Source organism: Microvirga sp. HBU67558, assembly GCF_018069605.1.
Lineage (GTDB): Bacteria > Pseudomonadota > Alphaproteobacteria > Rhizobiales > Beijerinckiaceae > Microvirga > Microvirga terrae.
The window spans coordinates 153,616-177,724 of sequence record NZ_JAGPUP010000562.1; the positions used below are offsets into that span (position 1 = coordinate 153,616).

Here is a 24,109-nt window from a genome sequence, read left to right on the forward strand (position 1 = left end):
GCCTATCTAACGGTCGAATGGGCTCCTGCCCTCTCCGCCCTCCCTCATCGATCCGAATCCATGGCGAACCTGCAGATCATCCTGTTCGACGTATGTGGCATCGCATGTGCCCTGCACCGGACCGCTGCACGCGAGTTCCTGCCGCTGCCGCACCTGTGGCGCCCGCCGGTCCTGCCGCGCCCCGTAGCAGGATTCTTCAACCTGGGCGGTCACGCGGTTCCTGTACTCCGCCTTGACGTTCTGTTCGGACTTCAGCCCAGCGAAAATGGCCCCGAGGCGGATCTCTATCGCCATCTGGTCCTGATCGACCGGCTCGGCGCATCAGGGGGAGCTGCGCTCCTCGTGGACAGGGTTCTCGATGTGGCCAGCGTGGATACGTCTCAGGTCTCACCCATCCGGGAAGAGGGGTCCCTCAACGGCTGCGTGGAGGCAGAGGTTACGTGGGATGGGCATCTCGTCCATCTGCTCTCGGTTGATCGCATCCTCCTCGCCGAGGAGCAGCAGGTTCTGGCAGAGCTCGGACGCCAGGCCCAGAACCGGCTCGGTCAATGGGTGGTTCCGGCCTGATGGCCGTACGCGCTTCCGCCGTCCCGCCGATCGATGCCGGCTTTCCTGAATTGAAAAGCCGCATCATCGAGCGCACGGGGCATTTCTATTACCAAGACAAGGACGAACTGCTCTGGGAGCGCGTCCGCAAGCGCCTGCGCGCCACGGGCCTTCGCAATTCAGGTCAGTATCTCAGTCTCCTGGCCGACGCCATCTCCGGCTCTGCCGAATGGGCCAAGCTGGAAACCGAGATCACCATCGGTGAAACCTTCTTCTTCCGCTACGCGGAGCAGTTTGTGGCACTGCGCGAGACGATCCTGCCCGAGATCATCGGGAGGAAAGCCGCTACGCGACGGCTGAGGATCTGGAGTGCAGGCTGCTCGACCGGGGCGGAACCCTATTCTCTAGCCATTCTGGTCAACGAGATTCTCGGCGAGAACCTCGTGAATTGGCGTGTCAGCATCATCGGCACGGACATCAATGACAGCTTCCTCAACCTTGCCAAGCAGGCGAAGTTCGGAAAATGGGCGCTTCGGTCGATGCCAGCTCCCGAGCGGAAACGCTACTTCCTGGACGCCGGAAAGGACCTGTGGCAGGTGCGGCCTGAATTCCGCTCCCTGGTCCGGTTCGAAAAGCATAATCTCCTGAGCCTGCTCGACGGCACCTCGTCCCTGGAACTGACTGATTTCGACCTGATCCTCTGCCGCAATGTCCTAATCTACTTTCATCCGGATACCGTGATCCGGATCGTCGAAGCCCTACGCGACCGCCTCTCCGAGGAGGGTTGGATGCTGCTGGGCCACGCGGAGCCGAATCCGACGTTCTCGGCCATGATGCAGACCCTGAATCTGCCAGGGACAGTGGCCTACCGGCTCCGCTCAGGCGACACGCCTCCGCCACCTCCTGCTCCGTCCGGGCAAGTTCTGAAGGATTGGGTGCCGCTCCTCCCGGCTCCGAAGCCCGCCGAACACGCGAAACGGCAGCCCCCGCCACGCCCTACCCCTACGACGTCGAGACACCTTGCAACCTCCACGGGCCCAGCCCCGGAAGCCCTGCTGGACGAGATCAGAGCCCGCGCGAACGGCGGCGCTTTCGCAACCGCCGATGCTCTGTGCCGGCAAGCCATTGCCTCTCAGCCCCTGAACGCTGTCCTCCACTTCTATCAGGGTCTCGTCCTGCAGGCGCTGAGGCGACCCGATGCTGCCGAGAAGAGCTTCCTTAAATGCATCTACCTCGCTAAAAGCTTTGCCATGGCTCACTACCATCTCGGACTGCTGCTGCTTGCGGAGGGGCGATCCGATCCCGCCCGGCGTGCTCTGACCAATGCCGCCCGCATTGCGGCAGCGATGCCCGATGACCGGCCGCTCGAGGAGGCGGATGGCCTCACAGCTCGGGACTTAGGCAATCTGGTCCGCATCCATCTCGAAGCGGCAAAGCCGCCCAAGTCCCGGAGATAAGCATGGCGAGATCGGTGCGTCGCAAGCTGAGGCAGATTGAACGGGCCCGGATTCGAACCGTTGAAGAGCGCACGCAGCAGATCTTCGACGAGCGGACGGAACGTCTCGCGGGTCGAAGGGATGCAGCGGACAGTCCGGCGGAAGCTTTACCCCGCGCCCTGATATGCGGCGCAAGCCGGGAGCGTTTCGGTCTTCCGATCGATGCCATCGCGGAGGTTCTGCCGCCTCAAAGCTGCATGCCCGTTCCCGATGGACCGCCGGCTCTGGTTGGCTTGTTCGGGCGGAGCGGCAGGCTTGTGAGCGTGATCGATCTTGGCCTAGCCCTGGGCCTCGAACCCACCTCTCCGGATTACGAGAACCATCATTTCGTCCTGCTGCGTCGTGAACACCCGCAAGTCGCCCTCCGGGTCGAGCGGGCCTACGCCGTCGCGGACGTTCTTCCGCTAATGGGAGAGGAGGCTGCAAGCTTCCACAACGACGCCGTCACCGGGTATGGCAAGGTCCAGTCCGAGGATGCGGATCGCGAGGAAACACTCTCCCTTCTCGATGTCGAGGGCCTCTTGCGCCCCTTCCTGCCTGCAGCTTCTGTTCCTGGAGTCTAACGTGACGATCTCGATCGCCAATCGCATTCTTCTCGGCTTCGCCGTCATCGTCGCGCTGATGATCGGCCTCGGCATCTATGCCATCAATCAGCTCGACGACGTCCGACAGTCGACTGAGACGATCGTGACACGCGATCTCGCCTTGATGCGTCAGATTGAAGATCTTGGCGATCTGCAGAACAACATGCGTGGACTACGGGAGGAAATCCTCTCCCGCTTCTACCTGCGCTCCCTCGGGCAGCAGCAGGCAGCCGGGGACGATCTGGCGCGCTCCTGGGAGCAGCAGGCCGCCGCAGCCGAAGCCTCGATGGCGCAGGCGCTTACAACCGTGAACGATTTCGCCGCGCGTTCGATCACCTCCCAGAGAGCGGAAGCCTGGCGTCGCATCACCGAGATCCTCAACCGTGCCAGTGGAGACCTGCGCCAGCTCCGCTCATCGACGGAAAGGCAGTTCGCAGCAGAGCAGAGCAACGATCTGGCAGGGGTGGCGGCGACACAGAACGCTCTGAACGCCAGCCGCGAGTCCTGGAACAGAAACCTGGTTCAAGCCCGTAGCGTCCTGGGCGAAGCGATCACGATCGGACAGAGGCGGATCGCTGAGGTTTATGAGCAGAGCCGGATGTCGATCATCCTGGCCGTGGCGGGCGCTGCGCTTCTGAGCATCCTCATTACCTACGCACTGCGCTCGTCCATCACGGGACCGCTCGGCGTCTTCATGAACTTCGTCGAGCGGGTTGGGCGGGGCGAATTGGGGGGCCAGATGGCAGTGACGGGCAAGGACGAGATCGGCCATCTCGGCGCAACCCTCAATACCATGGTCGAGGGCCTACGTCAGCTTGCCCAGCAGAGCCGCGAGGCGACAGAGAACCTGAACGCGGCAGCTGCGGAGATCCGTGCCTCGACCCAGGAGCAGGCTGCGTCGGTCGAAGAGCAGTTGGCAGCCGTTCAGGAAACCGCTGCGACCGTAGACGAGATCACGCATTCGGGTACCCAGATCGGCAAGCGTGCGCAGGAAGTCATCGCATCCGCGCAGGCTGCTGCGCAGACCAGCATCTCAGGATTGCAGGCCGTGGAGGAAACCGCACGTGCAATGGATGCCATCCGCGAGCAGGCGGAGGCGGTTGCGGAAAACATCGTCGCCTTGAGCGAGAAGACGCAGGCCGTCGGCGAGATCATCGCGTCGGTCAACGACATTTCCGAGCGTACGCATCTTCTCGCCCTCAATGCAGCCATCGAAGCCGCTGCAGCGGGCGAGAACGGGCGCAGCTTCGCAGTGGTCGCGTCTGAGATGAAGACTCTTGCCGATCAGGCCAAGGATGCGACCCTGCAGGTGCGCTCGATCCTGGGTGACATTCAGCGCGGCATCAATTCGTCCGTCATGCTCACGGAGGAAGCGGTCAAGCGCGTTGCCGCCGGCAAGGAGCGGACGGACATCACACAGCAAACCATCACCGGGATCTCCGGCCAGATCCAGGAGAGCGTCCAGACCTTCCAGCAGATCATCGCCTCGACGAACCAGCAGCAACTCGGCATCGAGCAGGTGATGGGCGCTCTCCAGAACATCCGTCAAGCCAGCCAGCAGACCGCCGCCGGCACGCGCCAGCTCGATACGGCAGCCGCCAACTTGTCCAGCCTTGCGCAGCAGCTGCTCGGCCTCGCCGAGCGCTATCGTCTGTAAGCGGCTGAGCGATGGAGAGCCCCCTATCGTGACGGATATCCGCAAGCAGCTGCTGGCAGCCTTCGAAGCGGAGCACCGCGAGCATCTTCAGGCGATCCGAACGGCCCTCGACCACATGGGCGGCGGGGAAATCGACCTGACGGACGTCTTCCGGCGGGCGCACAGCCTCAAAGGCGCCGCCCGCGCCGTCGACCTGCCGTCCGTGGAGGAGGTCGCACACCAACTCGAAGCGCTCTTTTCCCACGTGCTCGACGGGCAACAATCCCTGGACGAACCGACCGTCGCGACGGTGCGGCAAAGCCTTGATCTCATCGAAGATCTCGTTGCGAACGTCCTGAAGCCGGAACCCACACAGGCGGTGTCGACTCCGGCGCCAAACCCGGCATCGCTCGCATCCGAACCGAGAGCTCCCACGACAGACGCCGCCGATGCCGGCTCAGGGTCTTATCTTCGCGTTTCTGCTGAACAGATGGAGGAACTCTCCGATTCCATGCACCAGCTTTTGGCAGAGCTTCAAGCCGATGCGGGAATCGATGACGCGTTGCGGCAGATCGAGTTGGAGATCCGCGGCCTGAGGAGGAGCTGGGATCACCTACACGCACAGGTGAATGCCCTGGCATCTCCAACGCAGCAGAGCCGCGGCGGACCATCCTTCCTCCCGCGCTTGCGCGATTTCGATCAAGGTCTGAAAGCATTGTTTCGCAGGGTGTCTGCCCTGTCACGCGACAGACGGCAGTCCAGCTGGTCGGTCGAGCAGGCCGCCCGTCAGGTCCGCGACAATATCGACCGTGTTTCCCTGGTCTCGGCGGAAACGGTTTTCGGCGGATTCGGCCACATGGTGCGCGAGATCGCGCGCAAAGCCGGCCGGGATGTGAACGTGCGCAGCATCGGCCTCGACGTCCAAGTGGACCGGCAGGTGCTTCAGGCCCTCAAGGATCCCGTGATGCACCTCTTGCGCAATGCGGTGAGCCACGGGGCCGAGCCGCCGGATGAGCGAAGAGCCAAAGGCAAGCCCGAGCGGGCCGAGGTGACCCTTGAACTCGCCTCCCGTGGCGGACGGCTTGCCATCAGCATTCGTGACGACGGGCGCGGCCCGGATCTCCGTCGGATCGAGCGGGTCGCCGTCGATCGAGGGCTGCTTCAGCGCCGCGATCTGGGCCATCCACCGCCCATGATCGACCAGTTGCTCTCCCTTGTCTTCACGCCTGGCTTCTCGACTGCGGACGAAGTCGATCGGCTGTCGGGCCGGGGGATCGGCCTCTCCGTCGTCGCTGAGGCTGTCCGAAAGCTGCAGGGTTCCGTTCTCCTCCGGCCGCGCTACCCACATGGAACGGAGGTTCTGCTGAACGTTCCCCTCACGGCGGCGCGCCAGCCGCTTCTCCTGTTGGAAGCCGAGGAGCGGATGTTCGGCCTGCCCTCCCATGCGGTGGAGCGCCTCCTGCGGCTGCCTGCCAATGCGCTAGAAAGCGTGGAAGGCCGCCCCACGGCGCGGATCGAGATCGGGGGGCAGGACGTTGTCGTTCCAGTCGTCACCCTGGCAGCCCTGACAGGATCTCCGAATGCCCCCCTCCCCTCCGAGGCAGGACACGTGAAGGCCGTGCTCGTCCGCCATGGTTCGCGCTCTTGCGCGCTCGCCGTCAATGCATTCCATGATGTCCGTACGATGCTGGTTAGCGATGTCCAAGCGATCGGGCTGACCGAACTGGTCTCAGGCACCACGTTTCTCGACAATGAGCTGCCGGCTCTCGTCCTGAGTCCGGACAAGTTGGTCGAGCACTGGATACGGAACGAGAGCAGGCTTGCAGCGGGCGGTTTGGGACTCGCCCATCGGGCTCCCGAGGAGGAGCGCCGAGCAAGGTCAATTCTCGTGGTCGACGATTCCATCACGACGCGCACCCTCGAGAAGAGTATCCTGGAAGCCCAGGGTTATGAGGTTCTCCTCAGCGTTGACGGAATCGATGCCCTTCACGTGCTGCGCTCGGGTGAGGCCATGGTCGATCTCGTGATCGCCGATGTGGAGATGCCCCGCATGGACGGCTTCAGTCTGCTGCAGGCGATCAAGAACGACCCGCGGCTGTCGACCCTTCCCGTGATCCTCATGACGTCGCGCGCGGACCCCGAAGATGTCCGCAGGGGTCTCGATCTGGGCGCGAGCGCCTATATTACCAAGCAGAAGTTCGATCAGCGCGAGCTCTTGGCGACGATCGGGCAGGTATTGTGAGTGTCAGGCGATGAGTATGGCGTCTCCTTCGCGGATCCGGGTAATGGTCGTCGAGGATTCTCTCGTCGTCCGGCAGCTGCTCGTCCATATCATCGCCAGCGATCCTCGCCTCGTGGTCGCCGCGGCCGTCGGCTCCGCCGAGGAGGCGCTGCGGGAAATCGGTCGCGTGCAGCCTGACGTTGTATCGATGGATATCCGCCTTCCGGGGATGGATGGGTTGGAGGCGACGCGTCGGATTATGTCGGAGCACCCGACGCCGATCGTCGTCATCGCCGACAGCATCGAGGATTCCTCTCTCAAGATCTCCATGAATGCGCTCCGGGCCGGCGCACTCACGGTGGTGGAGAAGCCTGTCGGCCTCTCGAGTGACGGCTACGCAGGCATCGCCAGCACCATCTGCACTCAGCTCTATATCATGAGCCAGGTGCCTGTGGTGCGGCAGCGCTCGTTCGCACCCTGGCGGGAGAGGAGCACCGCTTCGGCTTCCGGACGCGATCCCGAATGGAGTGCGATGCGCCCGAGCATCATGGGGATCGCCGCCTCCACAGGCGGTCCGCCCGCTCTTGCCAAGGTCCTGAGTGCTTTCCCTGAAGACTTTCCACTGCCGATCCTCCTCGTCCAGCATATGGGGGCTCCGTTCATGGAGGGCTTCGCCTCGTGGCTGAACGGGCTGATGCCTTTGAAAGTCCGCTTGGCGCAGGACCAGGAGATCCCGACGGCCGGCCATGTTTATGTGGCCCCCGGCGACCGGCATCTGCTGTTGTCACCTGCCGGCACCCTGAGGGTGAGCGGCGAGCCACCTCTAAGCAATCAGCGGCCGTCCGCCACCATGCTGTTCCAGTCGATGGCGCGATCGGCAGGACGACGAGGGCTCGGGGTCATTCTCACCGGTATGGGGGAAGACGGCGCGCAGGGCCTCGTCGAGTTGCGTCAGGCGGGGGGCTTTGGGCTGGCGGAGGATGAGAGCACCGCCGTAGTCTATGGCATGCCGGCCGCTGCGGCCCGGATGGGCGGCGTCAATGTGAGCCTGCCTCTCGACCTGATTGCCCCCCGGATCCTAAGGCTCGCGCGAGGAGACGGTGAATGAGCACGGGATCCCTTGCGCAGGCCGCCTCCATCCTCCTGGTGGAAGATTCCGAAACTCAGGCCCTGCAGTTGCGTCACATGCTCGAGACGAACGGCTTCAGCGTCTCCTGGCGTTCCACGGCCGAAGCAGCCCTCGATAGTCTGAACGAGAAGCTGCCCGACCTCGTCATCGCCGATTACCATCTGCCCGGCATGAACGGAGACGAGTTGACCCGCCAGATGCGCCTCAACGTGCGCACGCGTGCGATCCCTGTGATCATGCTGACCGAAGCGCGGGAACGGGGCGTCGAGCGCCAGGGCCTGGAAAGCGGGGCGGATGCATACATCTCGAAATCCGCCGAGCAGGAACTGATCATCCTGCGGATCAAGGCTTTGCTGCGCCGGCGTTCGTCTCCCTTGGGCGACTCCAGGGACGAGCGGGAATCGCCGAGCTTCGGCACCTTCCGCCGGGCTTGCATCCTGATCATCGACGACAGCCTGACACACCGGACCTACCTCCAGAACATGCTGGCCCATGAAGGCTATGCCGTGACCCCGGCCGCGGAGCCGGTCGATGCCCTCCGGCTGGTTCGCGCGCCGGATGCCACGTGGGACTGTATTCTGGTCGATCTGCTGAGCCCAGGCTTCGATGGAATCGAATTGTGCCGCCAGCTCAACCTCTATCGCGGTCTCGGGTCGTTGCCGGGCACGGATGCGCCAAGCTTTGCCGTTGTCGGTTTGGGCAATGAAGAGGGCGGGGATCTGCTTGCGCGTGCTTTTGCGGCTGGCGTGGATGACATTGTTCCCTCTACGGTGGAAGCCGATGTGATGCGCGTGCGCATCCGTGCCCTCGTCCGGCGCAAACTGATGCAGGACGAGAATTGGCGGATCGAGGCGGAACTGCGCGAGCGCGAACTGGCTCTCGCAAAGGCGCGGGCGGAGGCCGCCTCGGCGGAAGCGTTGGCCAAAGCCAACAATGAGCTTGCTGAAGCCAACGATCTCCTGAAAGGCACCCAGGCACAGCTGGTTCAGGCGGCCAAGATGGCTTCCCTCGGGGAACTGGTGGCGGGTATCGCCCATGAGATCAACAATCCGCTTGCCTTCATTCAGGCGCATCAGGGAACCGTGGAGAGGCTACTTGCCGAAATCGCCGCGAGACTCCCTCCAGAGGCAGGACTCGAGCGGCAGGTGCAGAAGTCGCGCGATCGGGTCGCCGCAATGAAGCTCGGCCTTGCCCGCATCCAGGAACTCGTGCTCAACTTAAGACGATTTTCCCGTCTGGACGAGGGTGACTTCCAGATCGTCAATGTTCCGGAGTCCATTGAGACCGTCCTGGCTCTCCTGGGCCACAAGCTTGGCACCCGGATCGACGTACGCCGCCATTACAACGCCGTCCCCGACCTGTACTGCTCACCAGCTCTTCTGAACCAGGTCGTCATGAACATCGTCGGCAATGCCGCCGATGCGATCAAGGGAACCGGCGGCATAGACATTGAAACTGAGAGCAACGAGACAACCTATACCATCAAGATCAGCGATTCGGGGCCGGGCATTCCGGGGGAATTGCGGGAGCGCATCTTCGAACCGTTCTTCACCACTAAGCCCGTTGGGTCTGGAACTGGACTCGGCCTGGCTATCGCTTATAGCGTCGTTCAGGCCCACAAAGGGTCGATTGCCGTGGATTCAGGCTCTCCGGGAGGCGCCCGCTTCACGATCACGATCCCGAGGCATACTGTTTGATGACCTTGTCGAGCGAGATGACTGCAACCAATGGTACGATCCTGGTCGTCGACGACGAGCCGGACATCCTGATCGCGCTCGAAGATCTATTCGAGAACGACTATCGGGTTCTGACGGCCTCATCGCCGGTCCAAGCGCTCGACATCATCCGTCACGAGCCCGACATCGCCATCATCATCTCGGATCAGCGCATGCCCGAGATGCAGGGTGACGAGTTCCTTGCCAAGGCCCGCCATGAGACCGATGCCGATGCGATCCTTCTCACCGGCTATGCGGATCTCAAAGCGGTCATCGGTGCGGTGAACAAAGGCCGGATCATGGCCTATGTTCCAAAGCCCTGGGATCCAGCCGCCCTCTCGAACATGGTCGCTGCGGCCTACCAGCGGCGCGTGCTGGCCCGTAAGCTCGATACGGAGCGCGCACTCCTGCGCGGGCTGATGGAAAGCACGGGCGACCTCATCTCGTTCAAAGATCTGGACGGGCGTTTTGTCCGCCTCAACGCCAGCAAGGCACGAAGCCTCGGCTGCCATTCGGAGGATTGCCTGGGGCGTAAGGAGCGGGACTACGTGGCACCGGAGCGAGCCACGATGATCGAGGAGGCGGAGCGGCGAGCGATCGCGGCACGAGCTCCCGATGAAGTGTTCGAGGAGCGGATTGCTCCCGACGGTACGACGCAATGGTTCCTGATCAATCACATCCCGATCCTCAACGAGGCGGGAAGTGTTTCCAATCTCGCCACCATCGAGCGCGACGTCACCGAGCGTAAGCTGATGGAGATGCGTCTGCGGCAGGCGGACAAGATGCAGGCCCTGGGCACGCTTGCCGGCGGCGTCGCACACGATTTCAACAACCTCCTGATGGCCGTCCTCGGAAGTCTGGATCTCGCCTCGCGCCGTGCACCCGACGACCCCCGGTTGACCCGGCTGCTGCAGAACGCCACCTATGCGGCGGAACGCGGCGCCTCCCTGACCCAGCGGCTGCTCAGCTTCAGCCGCCAGCGCGACCTGCGGCTGCAGACCGTGGACGTGAACCAGGTCATCACCGGCATGGATGACCTTCTGACGCGAACGCTCGGCGGCGTCATCCGGATCGAGCGGCGTCTTCACGATGGTCTCTGGGCGGCCACGGTCGATCCGGATCAGCTCGAACTCGCGATTCTCAACCTGTGCATCAATGCTCGTGATGCCATGGCCGAGAACGGGATTCTCACGCTCTCGACCCGCAACGAGACGATGGACGAGGGCCGGATCCCCGAATTGAGCGGAGGTGAGTACGTGGTGATCTCCGTCACGGACACCGGCAGCGGCATTCCGCCGGAGGTGCTGACCAGGGTGCTCGAGCCGTTCTTCACCACCAAGGAGGTCGGCAAAGGAACAGGTCTCGGCCTCCCGATGGTCTATGGGCTGGCCCAGCAATCCGGCGGCACGGTCACGATCCGAAGCAAGGTCGGAGAAGGGACGACGGTCGAGCTATACCTGTCCCGGGCGGTCGTCGAGCCTGAGAAGGGGGGCCAAGTCAAAGAAGCCGTTGCGGCGGCCTCCCCTAGGGTGCGCATCCTGCTCGTCGATGACGATGCGGAAGTGAGAACCGTGACCGCTGCCTATTTGACCGAAATGGGACATAGGGTTGTTGAAGCTGCGGACGGATCATCGGCCCTCGACATCCTGAAGGCGGACAATCACCTCGACCTCCTCATCGCTGATTTTGCAATGCCCGGCATGACGGGAACCGACTTGGCAGATCAGGCTCGCGAGATTCGGCCCAATCTGGGGATCCTGCTCGTGACCGGGTATGCTGATCCCAAACGGCTTCCGGAGAGCTATCTGATGCTCCACAAGCCCTTCAGCCGCGCCGACTTGGCAATCAAGGTGACCGAAGCGGCCCGCCGCGGGCAGGATCAAAGCCTCTCCGCCTGAGAGAGGCATCCGGGGCGGGTTGTGCACAGTCGCTCTTGAGCAAATTTGGCCGAAAACGGCCCGAAATCGCGGAAAGTTGACGCTTCGCCCCCGATTTTGGCTGCCTTCGAGATCGAAAATGGTTAATTTTCTTTAAAAGTTATCCATTGTTGCATGGACAGATTGACATTATCGGGGCTTCGCACCTTAACTCCGTCACAGAACGGCCACGAGTAGAGCCGTCTCAGAGGACTAGGTAATGAAAAAATCAGCCCTTTTCGCAGCCATCTGCGTTCCGGCCTTCCTGGCCGCCGCTCCGCTGGCCGCCAAAACCCTCGTCTACTGCTCCGAGGGCAGCCCGGAAAACTTCTATCCCGGCATCAACACTACCGGTACGTCCTTCGACGTGAACGAGCACATCTACGACAACATCGTGGATTTCGAGCGCGGCGGCACCCAGGTGGTCCCGGGCCTCGCCGAGAAGTGGGACATTTCGGCTGACGGCACGGTCTACACCTTCCACCTGCGCAAGAACGCCAAGTTCCACTCCAACAAGAACTTCAAGCCGACCCGCAACCTGAACGCCGACGACATCGTGTTCATGATCGAGCGTCAGTGGAAGGAAGACAATCCTTACTTCAAGGTGACGAGCCCGAACCATTCCTACTTCACCGACATGGGCATGCCGTCGCTGCTGAAGTCGGTGGAGAAGATGGACGACTACACCGTCCGCATCACGCTCAACCGGCCCGAGGCCCCCTTCCTGTCGAACCTGGCCATGCAGTGGGCCGGCGTCCAGTCGAAGGAATACGCCGATGCGATGATGAAGGCCGGCACTCCGGAGAAGATCGACCAAGAGCCGATCGGCTCGGGCCCGTTCTACCTGGTTCAGTACCAGAAGGACGCCATCGTCCGCTTCAAGGCCTTCCCGGAATATTGGGGCGGCAAGGCGAAGCTCGACGATCTCGTGTTCGCCATCACCCCGGATGCCTCCGTCCGCTGGGCGAAGCTCCAGAAGGGCGAATGCCACGTCATGCCGTATCCGAACCCGGCTGACCTCGAGGCCATGAAGAAGGATCCGAACGTCACGGTCATGGAGCAGGCTGGCCTCAACATCGGCTACCTCGCTTACCAGACCACGAAGAAGCCCTTCGACGACGTTCGTGTCCGCAAGGCCTTCAATATGGCCATGAACAAGAAGGCGATCGTCGACGCCGTGTTCCTCGGCTCGGGAGTTCCCGCCACGAACCCGATCCCGCCCTCCATGTGGTCGTACAACAAGTCGATCAAGGACGACGAGTACAACCCTGAAGCGGCCAAGAAGCTCCTGGCCGAGGCCGGATACCCCAACGGTCTCGAGACCGACCTCTGGGCCATGCCGGTTCAGCGCCCCTACAATCCGAATGCGCGCCGCATCGCCGAGCTCATGCAGGCCGACCTCGCCAAGATCGGCGTGAAGGCTGAGATCAAGAGCTTCGAATGGGGCGAGTACCGCAAGCGGGCCCAGGCCGGCGAGCATCAGATGGCTCAGCTCGGCTGGACCGGCGACAACGGTGATCCGGACAACTTCCTGCACACCCTGCTCGGCTGCGCCTCGGCGCAGAGCGCTTCGGGTTCGAACATCGCCAAGTGGTGCTACAAGCCGTTCGACGATCTCGTCACGAAGGCGAAGGTCGTGACGAACCAGGCCGAGCGCACCAAGCTCTATGAAGAAGCTCAGAAGGTCTTCAAGGAGCAGGCTCCGTGGTTCACGATCGCTCACGCCGTTCAGCTGAAGCCGGTCCGCAAGGAAGTCGTGGATTTCAAGCTCTCGCCGTTTGGCCGCCACACCTTCTACGGCGTGGACCTCAAGGGCAAGTAAGCTAATCCCTTCAACCCTATGGCGGAGCGGCTTTTCGAGCCGCTCCGCCTTTTTATGTTCAGACGATGCTCAGATTCATTTTGACCCGCGTCAGCCTGATCATTCCGACCTTCATCGGGATCACGCTGCTGGCCTTCTTCCTGATCCGCCTGGTGCCGGGCGATCCAATCGAAACACTCGCCGGCGAGCGCGGCATCGACCCCGCCCGCCACGAACAGCTCCGTAAGGAATACGGCTTCGACAAGCCGATCATCGTTCAGTATGGGATCTACCTCACGCGCGTTCTGCAGGGCGATCTCGGCAAGTCGATGATCACGCAGGAGCCCGTCATCAACGAGTTTTCGTCGCTGTTCCCGGCGACGGTCGAACTGGCGCTCTGCGCCATCATCTTCGCTCTCGTGTTCGGTCTTCCGGCAGGCATCATTGCGGCCATCCGACGAAATTCTATCTTCGATCACGGCGTGATGGGCATATCGCTGACCGGCTACTCCATGCCAATCTTCTGGTGGGGCCTCATCCTCATCCTCGTGTTCTCGGTGCAGTTCGATCTGACACCCGTCTCGGGCCGGATCGACGTCCTCTATTACATCGAGCCGATCACGGGCTTCCTGCTGATCGACACGCTGCTGTCCGATGAGCCGGAGGCCTTCTGGTCGGCGGTGAACCACCTGATCCTGCCCACCATCGTTCTCGGCACCGTGCCCCTGGCGGTGATCGCCCGCATGACCCGCTCGGCCATGCTGGAAGTGCTCGGTGAGGACTACATCCGCACCGCCAAGGCCAAGGGCCTCCCGCGGCTCCGGATCGTGGCTCTGCATGCCCTGCGCAACGCCCTGATCCCGGTCGTGACGGTGATCGGCCTGCAGGTAGGCGTGCTGTTCACCGGCGCCATCCTGACCGAAACCATCTTTTCCTGGCCCGGTGTCGGCAAATGGCTCATCGATGCCATCTTCCGGCGCGATTATCCGGTGCTGCAGGGCGGTGCCCTTCTGCTGGGCGTTGTCGTCATGAGCGTGAATCTTCTCGTCGATCTTGCCTACGGGCTTATCAATCCTCGCATCAGGCATACGCGATGACCACTGAAACCATGGAAGCTCCGGCCGTCGCCGCTCCCACGGCCACCCCTCCCCACCCCCTCCGCGAGTTCTGGAGCTACTTCAGCGCCAATCATGGAGCCGTTGCCGGCCTCGTCGTGATCGTCGCGGTCGTGCTCGTGGCGCTGCTCGCCGACGTGCTCGCGCCTCACTCGCCCTATGTCACTGACACCTCCATCGCCCTGAAGCCTCCGTTCTGGCAGGAGGGTGGCTCGCTGGCCTATCCCCTCGGGACGGACCCGATCGGACGGGACATCCTCTCGCGCATGATCTACGGCGCGCGGCTGTCGCTTCTCATCGGCATCGTGGTGGTGACGATCTCCATCGTGTTGGGCACCGTGCTCGGCCTCGTCGCCGGGTTCTTCCGGGGCCTGACCGAAATTTTCATCATGCGCCTGATGGACATCGTCCTTACCCTGCCGAGCCTCCTGCTCGCCATCGTGATCGTGGCGGTTCTGGGCCCGGGCCTGATGAACGCCATGCTGGCGGTAGCCCTTGTGATCCTGCCGCATTACGTGCGCTTGGCCCGCGCAGCGGTGATCACCGAGACCTCCAAGGACTATGTGACGGCCGCCCGCGTGAGCGGGGCGGGAACGTTGCGCCTGATGTTCAAGGAGGTGCTGCCGAACTGCACCGCTCCGCTGATCGTGCAGGCGTCGCTCGGAATCTCGACCGCCATTCTGGACGCAGCGGCGCTCGGGTTCCTCGGCCTCGGCGCGCAGCCCCCGTCTCCGGAATGGGGCACCATGCTGGCGGATGCCCGCGAATTCGTGCTCCGAGCCTGGTGGGTCGTGACCTTCCCTGGCCTGGCCATCCTGATCACGGTGCTTGCCTTCAATCTTCTGGGCGACGGCCTTCGCGACGCCCTCGATCCGAAACTGAAGAGGTCCTGACCATGGCACTTCTCGAAATCGAGAACCTCGTCGTTGAGTTCCAGACCTCAGCCGGCATGTTCCGGGCGGTCGACGGCGTCTCGCTCAAGGTCGACGAGCGCGAGGTTCTGGCCATCGTCGGAGAATCCGGCTCGGGCAAATCCGTGTCGATGCTCGCCGTCATGGGTCTCCTGCCGTGGACGGCCAAGGTGACCGCCGACAAGATGACGTTCAACGGCCGCGATCTTCTGCGGATGTCGGATTCCGAGCGCCGCAAGATCGTCGGCAAGGACATTGCGATGATCTTCCAGGAGCCGGTCGCAAGTCTCAATCCATGTTATACGGTCGGCTTCCAGATCGAGGAGGTCCTGCGTTTCCACCTCGGTCTCGGACGGTCGCAGCGGCGCGCGCGGGCCATCGAGTTGCTGACTGCGGTCGGTATTCCCAATCCTGCCGAGCGGCTGAACTCGTTCCCGCATCAGATGTCGGGTGGCCAGTGCCAGCGTGTGATGATCGCGATGGCGATCGCGTGCAATCCGAAGCTGCTGATCGCCGACGAGCCGACCACGGCGCTCGACGTCACGATTCAGAAGCAGATCCTCGACCTTCTCGTGAAGCTTCAGGCCGAGCACGGCATGGGCATGATCATGATCACCCATAACATGGGTGTGGTCGCGGAGACGGCCGACCGTGTCGTGGTCCAGTACAAGGGCCGCAAGATGGAAGAGGCGGACGTGCTGTCGCTGTTCGAGAACCCGCGCAGCAACTACACGAAGGCCCTCCTGGCCGCGCTGCCCGACAATGCGACGGGCGACCGCCTGCCGACCATTGCCGATTATTTCAAGGACGGAAGCGAGATCGCCGGAGCGGCCGTATCATGAGTGTTGTTCTCGAAGCTCGAAATATTGTCCGGGACTATCATGTCGCCGGCGGCCTCTTCTCCAAAGGAAGGACCGTTCACGCCGTCAAGGGCGTGAGCTTCACGGTGGACAAGGGCAAAACCCTTGCCATCGTTGGCGAGAGCGGGTGCGGGAAATCCACGCTCGCGCGCATTCTCACCCTGATCGACCCGGCAACCTCCGGCGATCTCTTCATTCAGGGGAAAAAGGTCGATATTGCGAAGGGAGATCTCACGAAGGACCTTCGGCGCGAAGTGCAGATCGTGTTCCAGAACCCCTATGGCTCGCTCAACCCCCGCCAGAAGATTGGCGATGTGCTGGGCGCGCCACTGGTGATCCACGGCAACGTTCCGGCGGACGAGCGCCGCGATCGCGCCATGGCCATGCTGAAGAAGGTCGGCCTCGGCGAAGAGCATTACAACCGCTACCCGCATATGTTCTCCGGCGGTCAGCGCCAGCGCATCGCGATTGCCCGAGCCCTGATGCTCAATCCGAGCCTGCTCGTTCTCGACGAGCCGGTTTCGGCGCTCGACCTTTCGGTCCAGGCTCAGGTACTGAACCTGCTGGCCGATCTCCAGGACGAGTTCAACCTCACCTACGTCTTCATCAGCCACGACCTTTCGGTGGTCCGCTACATCGCCGACGAGGTGATGGTGATGTATTTCGGCGAGGCCGTCGAATACGGCACGCGCGACGAGGTGTTCTCCGATCCGAAGCACGACTACACCAGGACGCTCTTCGCGGCCACGCCGCGCGCGGATCCTGCGAGCATCAAAGCGCGGCTGGCACGCAAGCGGGCCGCCTGAGAGCGCTCATGCCGGCAACGGCAGCCGCCTGGCTGCCGTTGTCTCTTCGACGGCGGGTGTGTTGGCCGGTTCCAGGACCTTTTCCTCGCCACTCGCCGCCTTCAGGCATTGCACCACCGCATCCCTCAGAGACGAGACGTAGTAGTTTGCGCCGAGCGTGGCGCGCATCGTCTCGCTTTTCAGCACGGCATCCTCTGCCGGCCAGAGACCGACCAGGGTCGGGGCTTTCGCCTTCTGCTTCAGACGCCGCAGAAGATAGCGCAGATGGGCCGGCGTGCCGCTGATCTCCAGATAGCTGATGCAAACCATCTGCACGTTTGTCATGTCGAGATTGAAGATCTCCCGGCGCGACACGGCCGAATGCGGGATGACACGGGTGCCGAGCCCATGCTTGTTCAGGAGTTGCGAGAGCATCTCGGAGGCCGCTTCATCGAGCGGCCCGCGGCCGGCAACGCACAGGATGGCGCCATCGGCTCGCCAGGCATCGGGGATGTTGCCCTCAGGCGGGATCGGAGGCACAACCGCCGGCTCCTTGTTGGCAGGCTTCTCGCTGGCGGGCGCCGCGACCGGATCGTCCTTGGTCTCGTGCGGATGAGGATCCACATCGTCGTGGGGAGCGAGATCCTGCACGAGGGCCCGGATCACGTCCTTGACCTGATCGAGCTGGCGCTGGGTGAGGACGCCACGGGTCGCATCGTTGGCGGCGAGTTGTAGCCCTCGCAGCGCGACCTCGTCGTAATAGGACGTCAGTGAGCGCTCCTTCAGCAGAAGCTCCGCCGAGTCCAAAGCCTCATCCGGATCGCCCGCCAGCATGCGCTGGTACAGGTTCTCCGCGGGTGTCAAGGCTGGCCTGTCGCCCAAAAGGACGTCGAGGAACTCCAGACGCTCCACATGCCGGCCCAGCACCACGAGGCAGAGGGTCAGGGGCGTAGCGATGAGGAGGCCCACGGGGCCCCAGAGCCACGTCCAGAAGATCGCCGAGATCACGACCGAGAAGGGCGAGAGGCCTGTGCTCTGCCCGTAGACGATGGGTTCGATCACATGGCCCATGAGGGGTTCCCCGATCAGGAACAGGGCCAAGGCCATGAGCGCCATGGACCAGCCGGGATCGACCGCGGCGGCCAGGAGGATCGGAGGCAGGGCCGCGAGGAACGAGCCGATATAGGGCACGAAGCGCATCAGTGCCGCGAAAACGCCCCACAGGACCGGGCTCGGCACGCCGATCGCCCACAGGCCGAGGGCCGCAACGACGCCGAAGGAGGTGTTCAGGGCGAGCTGGGTCAAAAAGTACCGGCTGAGCCGGCGGGCCGCATCGTCCATGGCCACGGTCGTGCGATGGAGATCACTCGCCCCGAACAGGCGGATCATCCGGTCGCGCAGATCCTCCCGCTGCATGAGGATGAAGACGAGAACCACGAAAACGATGCCCATGGTGGCGAGCGGTTCCAGCACTGGAAGCAGCACGTCTCGAGCCATCTGCATCGGCGTGGGCTCGGGTTCATGGACCTCGACTGGAAGAGGGCCGGTTTCCTGAGGCTCCGGTGCCGCTGCCGTAGGAGCCGGTGACGCGGGAGCCTGGCCGGGCGGCGGCTCCGCAACGGCCCGATCGAAGCGGCGGCCGAAATCCTTCAGGAGGCTCGGTAGCTTCCCGAGCGTTCCCTCGCGCAGGGACCCGATCTTCGTTTCGATCGTGGTCTGATAGCGTGGCAGGTCGCTGGCGAGACCTGCCAGCTGGAAGCCGATGACGGTACCGAGAGAGATGATGATTCCAAGGGCCACGAGCACCGCGATGATGACGGACGGCACGCGGCCGAGGCGCCATCGGCGCAGGACCTCGACGAAGGGCGCCAGCACGAAGGCGAGCAGGATCGCCATCACGACAGGCAGGAAGACATCCTGTCCCACGTAGAGGGCGGCCAGCACCACGACCCCGACGGCCAAGGTCATGAGGCCCGAGAGGCCTGGAACACCGGGAGGTTCGATCTCCGTCTCCGTGGGGGGCGTGGTGTTGGGGCCAGGACGCATTCGAGGGATCTCTGCTGAGTCGCGAGACACTCTCGCCGACGTGCAAACAACGCCCTCGATGGGCAAACGATCCTTGAGCGTAGCAATATGGCCCGACAGCTGGCGCGAAGCTGGGACCTTTTGCCATCTGCAAGCGCGGGTATCCGGCCCCCATCTCGTCGGGACCCCGCCGGATCCCCGACCCTCGATACCCATGCCGCTTACCCGACGCAATCTCCTGATCGGTGCAGCCCTGGCTGCCTCTCCGACTGCCCACGCCCTCCAGAGCAAGCCGAGCGCAATGCCCGTCATCACCCAGCGAAACAGTTTCAAGAGCGGCGGCAAGGCCATTGCCGTCGAGACGTTCCAGACGGACGTGTCCGCCCCCCGTCCAGCCGTCCTCATGCTGCATGGTGCAGACGGCCTGAGCTATAATGGCCAATACCGGGAGGGCGCGCGCGACGTCGCGGCCGCCGGCTACCAGGTTCATCTCGTCCATTATCTCGATCGCACCGGCGAAAGGAGGGCCTCGTTCAGCACCCTGTTCCAGAACTTCATGCCCTGGATGAGCACGGTTCAGGATGCGCTCGCCTTCGCGGCAGGTCATCCGGGCGTCGACCCGCACCGGATCGGCATCGTCGGGATCTCGCTCGGAGCTGCGCTGGGGCTTGCGGCCGCGAGCACAGACTCGCGCGTGAAGGCCCTGGTGAACTACTTCGGACCGTTGCCGCAGGGTGCGATCGCCACGACGTCCAGGCTGCCGCCGACCCTAGTCCTGCACGGCTCCGCCGATCCAATCGTCCCGGTGGCGAACGCCTACGCGGTCGAGGCGCTCCTGCGCCAGCAGCACGTGCCTTACGAGATCAAGGTCTATCCCGGACAGGGCCACGGCTTCAGGGGCGCGGCGGAAGACGACGCGACGGCGCGATCCTTGGCGTTCCTCCGGCGGCATCTCGTCGGCACGGCGGCTCCGGCAGGCGCGGGCCCTCTTCCCGCAGACGGATGACGCGATTAAGACTAGGCCCTTGATTCAGAGGCAGGAGCGATCATGACGGCTTCAGACGCGGCTCTCGCGGGCAATCCCCTTCTCACGCAGTGGACCACGCCCTTCGGCATTCCTCCCTTCGAGAGCATCGCGCCGGACCATTACAGGCCAGCCTTCGAGACGGCGCTTGCCGAACAGCAGGCGCAGATCGCCGCCATAGCCGGGCATGCGGAGGAGCCCACCTTCGCCAACACCATCGAAGTGCTGGAGACGAGCGGGCAGGCGCTGAAGAAGGTTGGCGGCGTGTTCTTCAATCTGGCCGGCTCGCATACCAACGACGCAATTCAGGCGGTGGAACGCGAGATGGCGCCGGTCCTCGCCAAGCACCGCAACAGCATCTTCATGAACGAGGCGCTCTACAGGCGCGTGGCAGCGCTCTACGAGAAGCGCGACAGTCTTGGACTCTCAGACGAGCAGGCCCGCGTCCTTGACCGCTACCACACCATCTTCGTGCGCGCCGGAGCGAAGCTCGGACCAGACGACAAGAAGCGGCTCGCCGCCATTACCGAGCGGCTCGCCAGCCTCGGCACGCAGTTCTCGCAGAACGTCCTAGCCGATGAGAAATCCTATCAACTCGTCCTCGACGGCGAGGCCGATCTCGACGGACTGCCGTCCTTTCTCCGCGAGGCGGCCGCGCAGGCTGCGGAGGAGCGCGGGCTGAAGGGCAAGCATGTGATCACCCTCTCCCGGTCGAGCATTGAGCCCTTCCTGCAATTCTCAAAGCGGCGCGACCTGCGCGAGCAGGCCTTCAAGGCCTGGGCGTCCCGCGGCGACAACGGCGATGCGACCGACAACAAGGCGATCATCGCCGAGACGGCGGCCCTGCGGGCCGAGCGCGCAAAGCTTCTTGGCTATGAGACGTTCTCCGCCTTCAAGCTCGCCGACACGATGGCCAAGACGCCCGACAACGTGCAGAAGCTGCTGAACGACGTCTGGACGCCGGCGATCGCCCGCGCCAGGGAGGAACGGGACGATCTGCAGTCGCAGGCACAGGCGGTCGGCGACAATATCGTCATTGAACCATGGGACTGGCGCTATTATGCGGACCAAGTCCGCATGGCCCGTCACAACCTCGATGAGGCGACCATCAAGCCGTACTTCCAGCTCGACCGGATCATTGAGGCGTCCTTCGAGACGGCGCAGCGGCTCTTCGGCCTCAGCTTCGAGGAGTTGAAGGATTTCCCGCGCTATCACCCGGACATCCGCGCCTGGCAGGTCGTGGATGCGGACGGCAATCACATCGGCACCTTCATCGGGGATTATTTTGCCCGCCCGTCCAAGCGCAGCGGCGCCTGGATGAGCGCCTTCCGGTCGCAGGAAAGGCTCACCGGAGACATCCGGCCGATCATCGTCAACGTGATGAACTTCGCCAAGGGCGCCGCAGGCGAGCCGTCGCTCCTGAGCTTTGACGATGCCCGCACGTTGTTCCACGAATTCGGCCATGGCCTGCACGGCCTGCTCTCGAACGTGACCTACCCGCTGCTCGCGGGCACGGCTGTCTCGACGGATTTCGTGGAGCTGCCGTCGCAGCTCTACGAGCACTGGCTCTCGCAGGCGGATATCCTTCGTCGTTACGCCATTCATTATCGGACCGGCGAACCGCTGCCGGAGGATTTGCTCGAGCGCCTCATGGCCGCGCGCAATTTCAACCAGGGCTTCGCCACGGTCGAGTATCTGGCCTCGGCTTTCGTCGACCTCGCGCTGCACCGGCGCCAGGATCTGAACAATCTCGACGTCTCGGCCTTCGAGACGGAGACACTGAAGTCCATCGGCATGCCGCGCGAGATCATCATGCGCCATCGCACGCCGCACTTCACGCACGTGTTCTCCGGCGACGGCTATTCCTCGGGCTATTACAGCTATCTCTGGTCGGAGGTTCTGGACGCGGACGCCTTCACCGCCTTCGAGGAGACGGGCGACGCCTTCAACAGGGACATGGCGGACAAGCTGAAGCGCTTCATCTATTCCGCGGGCAACCTTCGCGACCCGGCCGAGGCCTATAAGGCCTTCCGCGGGCGCCTGCCCACGGCAGACGCCCTTCTCGCCAAGCGCGGATTGGCTGCCGTGGTCGGAGATGCGTGAGCGTGGCCGGCGGGCCTGCAGCGGCCCGTCACACCGACCCTGTCGCGAGCTCCCTTGACCGTTTCAGGGCGTAGAAGCGGATCTTGACGACGCGGGACGCTTCTTTGGGCGGCGCCTGCGGCGTCGGGACAGGACGCAGAACGCTCTTCAGGAAAGCCGCTCCCTTCGGATCGATCTCCAGGGCTTTCGCATCGAGCACCGGCATGAGGGACTGTCCCTTCTTGGTTCGTGTCGGACCGGAAACGCAACGCCTACAAAGAAGAACAATTCTGTTACAGCAAAGTTCCCATGGTCAGCCGGCAAACCGGAGTTCGCTCACCTGCCGTGACACCTGGCCGGGCGGCAGGATAGACGATGGAAAATGGGCTTTATTGGGGCTGTCGGGGAAACGCTGCGGCTCAAGGCAGAGCCCGCCATGGCGCCCGTACTGGGCATCCCCCAGGCCTTTGACCGGGATGTCGATCAGATGGCCGTCATAGAACTGGACGCCGGGCTCCGTGGTCCACAATTCCATGGCGAGACCGTTCCGGCGTGAGGCGAGGGTCGCGGCATGCCGAAGATCGCCATAGGATCCGCGCAGAACATAGTTGATGTCGTAGAGCGTGTGCTGAGTGCCGTGGACCGGCCTTGGTGCCGTGAAATCATAGTCGGTTCCTGCAACTGCCGTGATTTCCCCCGTCGGAATGAGATCGGAGCGAGTGGGCGTGATGAAATCCCCTGCGATCATCAGTTCGTGCGAGGAGATGTCGGGGCTGCCGTCCAGGTTGAAATAGCCGTGCGTGGTCAGGTTGACGGGCGTGGGCTCGTCGCTGGTCGCCTCGAGGGCGATCCGAAGGCGCGATCCGGGCAGGATCGTATAGATGCAGGTCGCCACAAGGCGGCCCGGATAGCCCATGTCGCCATCCTCGGAGACGAGTCCTAGGGTCAGGCTCCTCGCGCTGTGGTCGAGGATGGTCCACAGGCGCGTGCCGAATCCGGTCGTGCCGCCGTGAAGCTGGTTCTCGCCTTCGTTGGCATCGAGTCGCCAGGTCTCGCCGTTCAAGGTGAATTGCGCCTTCCCGATGCGGTTGCCGTACCGCCCTACGATGGCGCCGAAATAGGGAGAATGGGCGACGTAATCCTCGATGGAATTGAGACCCAGCACCACGCGCTGTGAGCCCCCGGCCAGGCGCACCGTCAGATCCCGCACCACGGCGCCCCATGTGAGAACCTGCATGGCCATGCCGTCGGGTCCCTCCAGGGAGACCTGGAAGACATCCTGACCGTTGAGGGTGCCGAAACGTTCGATCGTCATGATTTCTACCCCTCGAAGATGTGCGCCTGCAGGCCACGGATACCGGTTTCGACCTTGAAGAGATGACCGGCCATCACGTCGATATGCGGATCGCGGCCGATGGCAGCCGTGGTGATGTAGAGCGTGGTCAGATCCGGCCCACCGAAAGCGCATTTCGTCACCTGGGCCGTCGGAACCGGCACAATGCGCTCCACCGACCCGTCCGGCGCGAAGCGCGTGACGCGCGAGGCGCCCCAGTGGCAGACCCAAACATGGCCCGCCGCATCGACCGCCATGCCGTCCGGATGGGCCCATCCCTCCTCGAAGCGGACGAAGGGTTGCGGAGCGCCGATCTTCCCCCCCTGGGCGTCCAGAACATAAACTGTTCCATCGATGGTATCGGTCGCATAGAGCCTTTGCCCGTCGGGGCTGAAGGCCGGTCCGTTGGTGACGATGATGCCGGAATGGAACTGCGTCAGTTCCTTGCCGTCCCAGCGCCAGAAGGCGCCGGAGCCCTCCTTCTCCTCGTCGTCCATGGTGCCGAAATAGATGGCGCCGTCCGGCCCAACGTGACCGTCATTGATGCGGTTGTTCGGCTTGTCGCTGTCGGGAGACGCGAGGGGCTGCACGTCGCCGGTTCTGAGGTTGAACCGGGCAAGGCCCGACTTGAATCCGGCGATGACCACGTCCTCATCGGGCGTCAGCGCGATGAAGCCCACCCGCTCGGGCGCGTCGACGCGGAAATGCTCCTTCGTTTCGGGATGGTAGCGCCAGACGCCTGGGTTCTTGATGTCGACCCAGAAGAGCGTGTTCGAGCGGTGGTCCCAGACCGGTCCCTCTCCCAGGACGCAGGCGCTCGCGACCGCCACATGGGGCGTTTCCGGATGAACGGATGGATGTGTCATGATTTTCCCCCTTGTGAGGCGGTGTGTGCTTCCCCGCTCCTGCCGGTAACTCCGGCCGCGCGGG

The 24,109-nt window shown here is 63.4% G+C and carries 19 protein-coding genes; 15 read left to right on the forward strand and 4 right to left on the reverse strand.

Annotation, left to right across the window (positions count from 1 at the left end; genetic code table 11):
* The first annotated feature begins 60 nt into the window (after positions 1–60).
* The 13 genes from KBI52_RS30840 to KBI52_RS30900 all read left to right on the forward strand — a co-directional run bounded on the left by KBI52_RS30840 (position 61) and on the right by KBI52_RS30900 (position 16,736).
* Positions 61–567 carry a chemotaxis protein CheW gene (locus KBI52_RS30840; protein WP_173949431.1) on the forward strand — a complete coding sequence of 169 codons (507 nt, stop codon included), beginning with the start codon at positions 61–63 and terminating at the stop codon, positions 565–567.
* Positions 567–2,003, forward strand: a complete 1,437-nt coding sequence (locus KBI52_RS30845) for a protein-glutamate O-methyltransferase CheR (protein WP_210812703.1) — start codon at positions 567–569, stop codon at positions 2,001–2,003. Before KBI52_RS30840 ends, KBI52_RS30845 begins: the two co-directional genes overlap by 1 nt.
* A 2-nt stretch (positions 2,004–2,005) precedes the next feature.
* Positions 2,006–2,605: a chemotaxis protein CheW gene (locus KBI52_RS30850; protein ID WP_210812704.1), complete on the forward strand. Its 600-nt coding sequence runs from the start codon at positions 2,006–2,008 to the stop codon at positions 2,603–2,605.
* Position 2,606: 1 nt separating this feature from the next.
* Positions 2,607–4,283 (forward strand): methyl-accepting chemotaxis protein, encoded by a 1,677-nt coding sequence (locus tag KBI52_RS30855; RefSeq protein ID WP_210812705.1) that lies wholly within the window; start codon positions 2,607–2,609, stop codon positions 4,281–4,283.
* Between the two features lie 28 nt (positions 4,284–4,311).
* The gene (locus KBI52_RS30860) at positions 4,312–6,504 is read left to right on the forward strand and encodes a response regulator (RefSeq protein ID WP_210812706.1); all 2,193 of its coding nucleotides are present in this window, start codon (positions 4,312–4,314) and stop codon (positions 6,502–6,504) included.
* A gap of 10 nt (positions 6,505–6,514) precedes the next feature.
* Positions 6,515–7,591 (forward strand): chemotaxis-specific protein-glutamate methyltransferase CheB, encoded by a 1,077-nt coding sequence (gene cheB, locus KBI52_RS30865; protein ID WP_371823230.1) that lies wholly within the window; start codon positions 6,515–6,517, stop codon positions 7,589–7,591.
* Positions 7,588–9,309 carry a response regulator gene (locus KBI52_RS30870; protein ID WP_210812707.1) on the forward strand — a complete coding sequence of 574 codons (1,722 nt, stop codon included), beginning with the start codon at positions 7,588–7,590 and terminating at the stop codon, positions 9,307–9,309. The genes cheB and KBI52_RS30870 overlap by 4 nt, the downstream gene beginning before the upstream one ends.
* Positions 9,309–11,225, forward strand: coding sequence for a response regulator (locus KBI52_RS30875; RefSeq protein ID WP_210812708.1), 1,917 nt, complete (start codon positions 9,309–9,311; stop codon positions 11,223–11,225). The genes KBI52_RS30870 and KBI52_RS30875 overlap by 1 nt, the downstream gene beginning before the upstream one ends.
* Positions 11,226–11,463: 238 nt before the next feature.
* Entirely contained in the window at positions 11,464–13,065 is a 1,602-nt protein-coding gene (locus KBI52_RS30880; protein ID WP_210812709.1) for an ABC transporter substrate-binding protein, read from the forward strand.
* A 65-nt stretch (positions 13,066–13,130) separates the two neighbouring features.
* Complete coding sequence (locus KBI52_RS30885) at positions 13,131–14,141, forward strand: ABC transporter permease subunit (protein WP_173949440.1); 1,011 nt, start codon at positions 13,131–13,133, stop codon at positions 14,139–14,141.
* Positions 14,138–15,052: an ABC transporter permease subunit gene (locus KBI52_RS30890; RefSeq protein ID WP_173949441.1), complete on the forward strand. Its 915-nt coding sequence runs from the start codon at positions 14,138–14,140 to the stop codon at positions 15,050–15,052. Before KBI52_RS30885 ends, KBI52_RS30890 begins: the two co-directional genes overlap by 4 nt.
* Positions 15,053–15,054: 2 nt before the next feature.
* A complete protein-coding gene (locus KBI52_RS30895) occupies positions 15,055–15,912 on the forward strand; it encodes an ABC transporter ATP-binding protein (RefSeq protein ID WP_173949442.1) in 858 nt (285 codons plus the stop codon).
* On the forward strand, positions 15,909–16,736 hold the full coding sequence (locus KBI52_RS30900) for an ABC transporter ATP-binding protein (RefSeq protein WP_173949443.1): 828 nt from the start codon (positions 15,909–15,911) through the stop codon (positions 16,734–16,736). Before KBI52_RS30895 ends, KBI52_RS30900 begins: the two co-directional genes overlap by 4 nt.
* A gap of 6 nt (positions 16,737–16,742) precedes the next feature.
* Here KBI52_RS30900 and KBI52_RS30905 read toward each other — a convergent pair whose 3' ends face one another.
* Positions 16,743–18,761 carry an AI-2E family transporter gene (locus tag KBI52_RS30905; protein WP_173949444.1) on the reverse strand — a complete coding sequence of 673 codons (2,019 nt, stop codon included), beginning with the start codon at positions 18,759–18,761 and terminating at the stop codon, positions 16,743–16,745.
* A 193-nt stretch (positions 18,762–18,954) separates the two neighbouring features.
* Between KBI52_RS30905 and KBI52_RS30910 the strand changes: the two genes are divergently transcribed.
* Entirely contained in the window at positions 18,955–19,746 is a 792-nt protein-coding gene (locus KBI52_RS30910; RefSeq protein ID WP_247654744.1) for a dienelactone hydrolase family protein, read from the forward strand.
* A gap of 42 nt (positions 19,747–19,788) precedes the next feature.
* Complete coding sequence (locus KBI52_RS30915) at positions 19,789–21,867, forward strand: M3 family metallopeptidase (protein ID WP_210812710.1); 2,079 nt, start codon at positions 19,789–19,791, stop codon at positions 21,865–21,867.
* A gap of 28 nt (positions 21,868–21,895) precedes the next feature.
* On the opposite strand, the gene KBI52_RS30920 is transcribed toward KBI52_RS30915, so the two are convergent.
* The 3 genes from KBI52_RS30920 to KBI52_RS30930 all read right to left on the reverse strand — a co-directional run bounded on the left by KBI52_RS30920 (position 21,896) and on the right by KBI52_RS30930 (position 24,045).
* Positions 21,896–22,072: a hypothetical protein gene (locus tag KBI52_RS30920; RefSeq protein WP_173949446.1), complete on the reverse strand. Its 177-nt coding sequence runs from the start codon at positions 22,070–22,072 to the stop codon at positions 21,896–21,898.
* 87 nt (positions 22,073–22,159) lie between these two features.
* Positions 22,160–23,161 (reverse strand): aldose epimerase family protein, encoded by a 1,002-nt coding sequence (locus tag KBI52_RS30925; protein ID WP_210812711.1) that lies wholly within the window; start codon positions 23,159–23,161, stop codon positions 22,160–22,162.
* Between the two features lie 5 nt (positions 23,162–23,166).
* Positions 23,167–24,045, reverse strand: coding sequence for an SMP-30/gluconolactonase/LRE family protein (locus tag KBI52_RS30930; protein ID WP_173949448.1), 879 nt, complete (start codon positions 24,043–24,045; stop codon positions 23,167–23,169).
* Positions 24,046–24,109 lie beyond the last annotated feature (64 nt).

Bases quoted from the DNA above. Each gene is read 5' to 3' on its own strand.
- KBI52_RS30840 (WP_173949431.1), top strand. From the start codon at position 61: ATGGCGAACCTGCAGATCATCCTGTTCGACGTATGTGGCATCGCATGT.
- KBI52_RS30845 (WP_210812703.1), top strand. From the start codon at position 567: ATGGCCGTACGCGCTTCCGCCGTCCCGCCGATCGATGCCGGCTTTCCT.
- KBI52_RS30850 (WP_210812704.1), top strand. From the start codon at position 2,006: ATGGCGAGATCGGTGCGTCGCAAGCTGAGGCAGATTGAACGGGCCCGG.
- cheB (WP_371823230.1), top strand. From the start codon at position 6,515: ATGAGTATGGCGTCTCCTTCGCGGATCCGGGTAATGGTCGTCGAGGAT.
- KBI52_RS30870 (WP_210812707.1), top strand. From the start codon at position 7,588: ATGAGCACGGGATCCCTTGCGCAGGCCGCCTCCATCCTCCTGGTGGAA.
- KBI52_RS30875 (WP_210812708.1), top strand. From the start codon at position 9,309: ATGACCTTGTCGAGCGAGATGACTGCAACCAATGGTACGATCCTGGTC.
- KBI52_RS30880 (WP_210812709.1), top strand. From the start codon at position 11,464: ATGAAAAAATCAGCCCTTTTCGCAGCCATCTGCGTTCCGGCCTTCCTG.
- KBI52_RS30885 (WP_173949440.1), top strand. From the start codon at position 13,131: ATGCTCAGATTCATTTTGACCCGCGTCAGCCTGATCATTCCGACCTTC.
- KBI52_RS30890 (WP_173949441.1), top strand. From the start codon at position 14,138: ATGACCACTGAAACCATGGAAGCTCCGGCCGTCGCCGCTCCCACGGCC.
- KBI52_RS30895 (WP_173949442.1), top strand. From the start codon at position 15,055: ATGGCACTTCTCGAAATCGAGAACCTCGTCGTTGAGTTCCAGACCTCA.
- KBI52_RS30900 (WP_173949443.1), top strand. From the start codon at position 15,909: ATGAGTGTTGTTCTCGAAGCTCGAAATATTGTCCGGGACTATCATGTC.
- KBI52_RS30905 (WP_173949444.1), bottom strand. From the start codon at position 18,761: ATGCGTCCTGGCCCCAACACCACGCCCCCCACGGAGACGGAGATCGAA.
- KBI52_RS30910 (WP_247654744.1), top strand. From the start codon at position 18,955: ATGCCGCTTACCCGACGCAATCTCCTGATCGGTGCAGCCCTGGCTGCC.
- KBI52_RS30915 (WP_210812710.1), top strand. From the start codon at position 19,789: ATGACGGCTTCAGACGCGGCTCTCGCGGGCAATCCCCTTCTCACGCAG.
- KBI52_RS30920 (WP_173949446.1), bottom strand. From the start codon at position 22,072: ATGCCGGTGCTCGATGCGAAAGCCCTGGAGATCGATCCGAAGGGAGCG.
- KBI52_RS30925 (WP_210812711.1), bottom strand. From the start codon at position 23,161: ATGACGATCGAACGTTTCGGCACCCTCAACGGTCAGGATGTCTTCCAG.
- KBI52_RS30930 (WP_173949448.1), bottom strand. From the start codon at position 24,045: ATGACACATCCATCCGTTCATCCGGAAACGCCCCATGTGGCGGTCGCG.